The sequence below is a fragment of the Bacteroidales bacterium genome, assembly GCA_021157585.1.
In the GTDB taxonomy this organism is placed as follows: domain Bacteria; phylum Bacteroidota; class Bacteroidia; order Bacteroidales; family UBA12170; genus UBA12170.
Genome location: JAGGWH010000030.1, coordinates 1 through 5,673, shown reverse-complemented (window position 1 = coordinate 5,673; position 5,673 = coordinate 1). Strand labels below are relative to the sequence as shown.

Here is a 5,673-nt window from a genome sequence, read left to right as displayed (position 1 = left end):
GTAGGTACAAGGGTTGAAGTTTTACTGCCGACTAAAGCACAAAAAAATTAAAAACAAATCATAACACCTACCATTTTCGTAAAGACTTCATTATATTTTTCTGTATTTTTACCGCTGAAAAAAATAAATCTATAATGAGCACAGTAAAAAAAGTCTTAGGCTTAGGAAATGCCTTAGTCGATATAATGACACAATTAGAAGATGAATCTTTATTGCAGGATTTTGACTTACCAAAAGGGAGTATGCAGCTTGTTGATAAAAGCAAATCAAATCAGGTAATTGAAGGAACAAAGCATTTAAAAACTAGTCTTGCTGCCGGAGGTTCTGCCGCTAACGCTATCAACGGATTAGCTAAACTTGGTGTTGATTGTGGATTTATCGGTAAAATTGGTCCTGATGAAATGGGAAAATTCTTTTCCGACGATATGAAAAGTAGTGGCATTCAGCCGCTATTAATTCAAAGCGAGACAGAAAGTGGAAGAGCTGTTGCTTTGGTTAGCCCCGACTCAGAACGTACTTTTGCTACTTATTTGGGTGCTTCGGTAGAGCTTTCGGACGTTGACTTAAAACCGGAAGACTTTTCCGCATACGATTACCTTCATATCGAAGGATATCTTGTGCAAAATCACGCTTTAATAGAAAAAGCTTTGAAATTAGCTAAAGATGCAGGTTTGCAAGTTTCTCTTGATTTGGCAAGCTATAATGTGGTTGAAGATAACCTCGCTTTTTTACAAGATATGTGTAAGAAATATGTCGATATTTTATTTGCTAACGAAGAAGAAGCTCGTGCTTTTACCGGAGAAGAAGATCCTGAAAAAGCCTTAGAAATAATGGCCGAAACGGTGGATATAGCTATTGTAAAAGTAGGGAAGAACGGGTCTTATATTAAAAAAGATGGCGTAAAATATAGGATAGGAATTATTCCGGTTGTTAGTCGCGATACTACCGGTGCCGGCGATCTTTATGCCAGTGGATTTATTTATGGTTTAATGAATGGTTTAAGCTTAGATAAAGCAGGCGATATGGGAGCTCTTCTTGCAGCTAATGTAATTGAAGTTATAGGAGCAAAAATGGATGAAAAACGCTGGACTAAAATCCTTGAAGACGTAAATAGAATCCTCGCTTAAAGCACAAATTTTCTTTTACCTTTGGAAAAAATATGCAAATGCAGCTTTCTCAAAACCCCTTTGGAAATAATGAAAAAATTAAGTTTCCGGTCAATTACGACTTGAAGATTATTCTTATTGCTAATAATAAACACAAAGAAAATATCGCTTTAATAGAAGTGGTATTAAACAAATTGGATATTTCTTTTTTAAATTGGCGACATAAAGATAGTGGCAAAGGAAAATATACCAGTTATACTGTTCATGTTCGTATTATTAACGAAGCATTAATGAAAAATCTATATTTAGAATTACGAACAGTTCCCGGTTTTAAAATGGCTATTTAAATGATTGAAATTAGGGATATATCAAAATCATATGGCGATATACCCGCCCTTAAATCTCTAAGTTTAAATATTAAAAAAGGAGAGTTTTACAGCCTATTGGGTCCTAATGGTGCGGGAAAAACTACTACCATAAATCTTTTGGGAGGCTTATTTCCGCCTGATACGGGAACTATTTCTATTAACGGATTTGATAGGGTTTTAGATGCAAAAGCATTAAAAAACACAATTGGTATTGTTCCCCAAGAAATTGCTTTGTACGAAGATCTAACGGCCATCGAAAACCTTCGCTTTTGGGCGAAAATTAATAAAATGGATAAAAAAGGTTTAGATGATCGTATCCTCGAGGTTTTAACTTTTTTGGGTCTTACTGATCGCGCCAAAGAGAATATTGGGAAATACAGTGGCGGTATGAAACGAAGAATTAATATTGCTGCCGCCTTGCTTCACGACCCTGACGTTATCTTTTTTGATGAACCTACCGTTGGAATTGATCCGCAAAGTCGCACCTTTATTTATTCCATTTTTAAGGAGCTGCAAAAGCAAGGAAAAACCATTTTATATACTTCTCATTACTTAGAAGAGGTTGAAAAACTTTCTCATCGAATTGGAATTATCGATTACGGAAAACTTATAATTGAAGGTACTTTTGAAGAATTATTGAAGGCTTCTGGATTAAAAGAAGCTATTCACATTCACTATAAAGAAATAGACGAAGAAAAACTAAAGGCTCTCATTTCAGATGATTTTATTAAAACTTCTCTGAACAGAAAAGGCAGCATAGATAACAACCGCTTAGTATTTATTGGCGATAATCGCTCTTCAGATTTAAGCACTTTAATTGCTCTTTTTAATAAATACAACATTGATATTGAGCAGATTGAAATAAAAACCGTTGATCTTGAAGCCATTTATTTGCATTATACAAAATCAGACTTAAGAGATTAGTTATGTGGGAAATAGTTAAAAAAGATTTGCTGCAATTGGTAAAAGACAAAAAATCTCTTTTCTTAAGTTTTATTTTGCCTATTATTTTAATCAGTCTTTTTGCTGTAATTTATGGTGGTATAGATGGGAAGACAAAATCTAAACCGCAAAAACTACTTTTGAGCGATTTAGACAAAACCGAGCTTAGCGCAGAAATTATTGCTGACTTAAAGAAAGAGCCCGCTTTGGAATTGATAGCTATCGATCTTGAGGAAGGGAAGAAAACAGTTATTGACGGGAGGCAAACAGCCTTACTTTGTTTTTATAAAGGCTTTGCCGATTCTGTAAATAGCGGAAAAACAGCTCCCATGGAACTCTTTTATGATGAAGCTAAAAGTATGGAGGTTGGCTTAATGCAAAAAGCTTTATTGTCGACTATTATGAGTTTTATTGGTCAAAAAGGCGGCAAAGCGCACGTAAGAAATTTTATAAACACGAAATATTCCGACTTGCCCGATGATATTCTTGGAGAAATAAATCAAGATATTGATAAGGAATTTTCTGATGATGCGGAAAGATCCTCTTTTTCTTCGGATTTAAAAACAACTCCATTAGCAATTAAGGAAGGTATTCGGTGGGGATTAATTCAGGCTGTTTCGGGCACCATGGTTATGATGCTTTTATTTAGTATGGCCGGCATGGGAAATTCAGTGCTTGCCGAGAATGAAAAGGGCACTTTAAAACGTATGTTATTCAGTCCGCTTTCCCCTTATTCTTTTCTTTATGGTAAAATGTTTGCGGCCATGATTCTGGCTTTAACGCAGATTGTCATTCTCTTACTGTTTTCGTATTTTGTTTTTGGTTTGAATCTTTTTCATAATCCGCTAGGTTTGGTTCTTATGATTGTGTCTACAGCTTTTGCGTGTTCGGGTTTTGGTATTTTTATCGCTTCCCTTGGAAGCAGTCAGAAACAAGTAGAGTCATTATCCACTATCATTATTTTAATTATGTCTGCTATTGGAGGAAGTATGATCCCTTTCTTTTTAATGCCTGAAATATTATTAACAATGGCAAAAGGATCTATCAATTATTGGGCTATTCAAGGCTTTTTCGATGTTTTTGGTAGGAATACCGATTGGCAAAGTTTTTTATTAAACCCAATTATTCTTTTCGCTTTTGGTTTGATAACTAGCTTGTTGGCAGGCTTCTTGTTCAAAAAGCGATTATTAAAAGCGTATACCTAATCTGCCAATTCAATATTTTTCATTTATTTTGCAATGAATTAAATTCTTAAATTTCGCATTGTATGCTACTCGTTATTTCTCCGGCTAAAACCCTCGATTTTGAGAATAAAGCCTCAAGCTTACATTATTCTACTAATGATTTTTTGCCGGAAGCAGAAAAACTTATCAAAGAATTAAAAAATTATACGGCTGATGATTTAATCAAACTAATGGGAATCAGTTCAAAGTTAGCTTACTTAAATTACGAACGTTTTGCGACTTGGAAACTACCATTTGATACCGAAAATGCAAAGCAAGCCTTATTGGCATTTAAAGGCGATGTTTATACCGGTTTGGATGCCGAAACTTTAAACGAAAAAGAGCTGCTTTATACCCAAGATCATCTTCGTATTTTGAGCGGACTCTATGGTGTTCTTCGTCCTTTGGATTTAATTCAGCCTTATCGTTTAGAGATGGGAACAAAACTGAATACCAATTCTTTTCAAGGACTTTACAAATATTGGGGCGATAAATTAACTCAAAATATAAACAAAGCTCTTATTGCTCAAAGCGATGATATTTTAATAAACTTAGCCTCTAACGAATATTTTAAATCACTGAATAAAAGCAAATTGAATGCTAAAATTATCACGCCTGTTTTTAAAGATTTTAAAAATGGTGAATATAAAACAATCAGTTTTTATGCAAAAAAAGCAAGAGGTTTAATGAGTCGGTTTATTTTAAAAAATCAATTAAAAAATCCGGAAGAGCTAAAACATTTTGAAACTAATGGATATTATTTTAGCGAAGCGGAAAGTAATGCAAATCAATTAGTGTTTTTACGCGGATGATAATAATATTATTCATAATCGGTATTCTAACAATAATTTTTGGAGTTTATAACCTAACAAAGGAAAAAGATGTAATAGCAATATTTCTCTTGCTTATTGGGGTAGGTTTGTTGGTTATCGGATATATTATTGCGCATATATATCCACAAACATTACCCGAATTTTTGCGTGTTTTACATATTTAATACAATCTGATATTTCCTGATTTAATTTTTATCAGGCTTGTTTCTTAGAACAATATTTTTGAAATAATAGAGTTTTTGTATTAACAAATTCATGTTTAAAAACGAAGGGTTTTTCTGAACGCTCCGCTTGTTTAATCCCTAATTTTGATAGGATAAAATACAGACAGAAATGATACTAAACGTTTTACTGCAAATTTCCGGCCTTGTTCACGATACAATAGCCGGTGCCGATGGTCTTGTGGGTAGCGAAGGAGGTTTCCTTAGCCTTTCCGTAATGGATTTAGTAATGAAAGGAGGCTGGATTATGGCCTTGCTGGCTTTGCTATCTCTACTCACCATTTACATTTTTATTGGCCGTTATTTAGCCATTAGTCGTAGCTCTCGCGAAGACAAAAATTTTATGAATATGATTCGTGATAATATTCACGAGGGTAAAATAGAAACGGCAGTGGAATTATGCAAACGTGAAGACACACCCATTGCGCGGATGATTATGAAAGGCCTTAGCCGAATAGGAAAACCTTTGAATGATATCAACGCTGCCATAGAAAATGTGGGTAATCTTGAAGTTGCTCGTCTCGAGAAAAATATAGGAACCATTGCTACCGTTGCCAGTACAGCTCCAATGTTAGGTTTCTTGGGGACTGTTATCGGAATGATAATTGCTTTTTATGATATGTCGATGGCAGGAAATAATATTGATATTCAATTGCTTTCGTCGGGAATTTATCAAGCTATGATTACAACCGTTGGTGGTTTAATTGTAGGTATAATTGCCTATGTGATGTATAATACTTTGGTGGCTAAAATTGAACAATTGGTATTTCTTCTCGAAGCTCGCGCAAGTGATTTTATGGATGTTTTAAACGAGCCTGCAAACTAAAACCTGTTCTTATGGCTATAAAATCAAGAAATAAAAAAGGCGTTGAATTCAATATGGCATCCATGTCCGACTTGGTGTTTTTGCTGCTCATTTTCTTTATGATCACCTCTACACTAATTAGTCCAAATGCGATTAAATTACTCTTACCAAGCAG

General features: G+C 34.5%; 7 protein-coding genes. All 7 read left to right on the top strand.

All coding sequences use genetic code 11. The features are described from left to right. The first annotated feature begins 134 nt into the window (after positions 1 to 134). Positions 135 to 1,127, top strand: a complete 993-nt coding sequence (locus J7K39_01595; GenBank protein MCD6178573.1) for an adenosine kinase — start codon at positions 135 to 137, stop codon at positions 1,125 to 1,127. 38 nt (positions 1,128 to 1,165) lie between these two features. Beyond that, positions 1,166 to 1,453, top strand: coding sequence for a DUF493 domain-containing protein (locus J7K39_01590; protein ID MCD6178572.1), 288 nt, complete (start codon positions 1,166 to 1,168; stop codon positions 1,451 to 1,453). Further along, positions 1,454 to 2,398: an ABC transporter ATP-binding protein gene (locus J7K39_01585; protein ID MCD6178571.1), complete on the top strand. Its 945-nt coding sequence runs from the start codon at positions 1,454 to 1,456 to the stop codon at positions 2,396 to 2,398. Between the two features lie 2 nt (positions 2,399 to 2,400). After that, on the top strand, positions 2,401 to 3,621 hold the full coding sequence (locus J7K39_01580) for an ABC transporter permease (GenBank protein MCD6178570.1): 1,221 nt from the start codon (positions 2,401 to 2,403) through the stop codon (positions 3,619 to 3,621). A 62-nt stretch (positions 3,622 to 3,683) separates the two neighbouring features. Further along, positions 3,684 to 4,451, top strand: a complete 768-nt coding sequence (gene yaaA, locus J7K39_01575) for a peroxide stress protein YaaA (GenBank protein ID MCD6178569.1) — start codon at positions 3,684 to 3,686, stop codon at positions 4,449 to 4,451. A 354-nt stretch (positions 4,452 to 4,805) separates the two neighbouring features. Beyond that, positions 4,806 to 5,519, top strand: a complete 714-nt coding sequence (locus J7K39_01570) for a MotA/TolQ/ExbB proton channel family protein (GenBank protein MCD6178568.1) — start codon at positions 4,806 to 4,808, stop codon at positions 5,517 to 5,519. An 11-nt stretch (positions 5,520 to 5,530) separates the two neighbouring features. Continuing rightward, the coding region (locus J7K39_01565) for a biopolymer transporter ExbD (protein MCD6178567.1) at positions 5,531 to 5,673 on the top strand (143 nt) is incomplete at its 3' end.

Bases quoted from the DNA above. Each gene is read 5' to 3' on its own strand.
- J7K39_01595 (MCD6178573.1), top strand. From the start codon at position 135: ATGAGCACAGTAAAAAAAGTCTTAGGCTTAGGAAATGCCTTAGTCGAT.
- J7K39_01590 (MCD6178572.1), top strand. From the start codon at position 1,166: ATGCAGCTTTCTCAAAACCCCTTTGGAAATAATGAAAAAATTAAGTTT.
- J7K39_01585 (MCD6178571.1), top strand. From the start codon at position 1,454: ATGATTGAAATTAGGGATATATCAAAATCATATGGCGATATACCCGCC.
- J7K39_01580 (MCD6178570.1), top strand. From the start codon at position 2,401: ATGTGGGAAATAGTTAAAAAAGATTTGCTGCAATTGGTAAAAGACAAA.
- yaaA (MCD6178569.1), top strand. From the start codon at position 3,684: ATGCTACTCGTTATTTCTCCGGCTAAAACCCTCGATTTTGAGAATAAA.
- J7K39_01570 (MCD6178568.1), top strand. From the start codon at position 4,806: ATGATACTAAACGTTTTACTGCAAATTTCCGGCCTTGTTCACGATACA.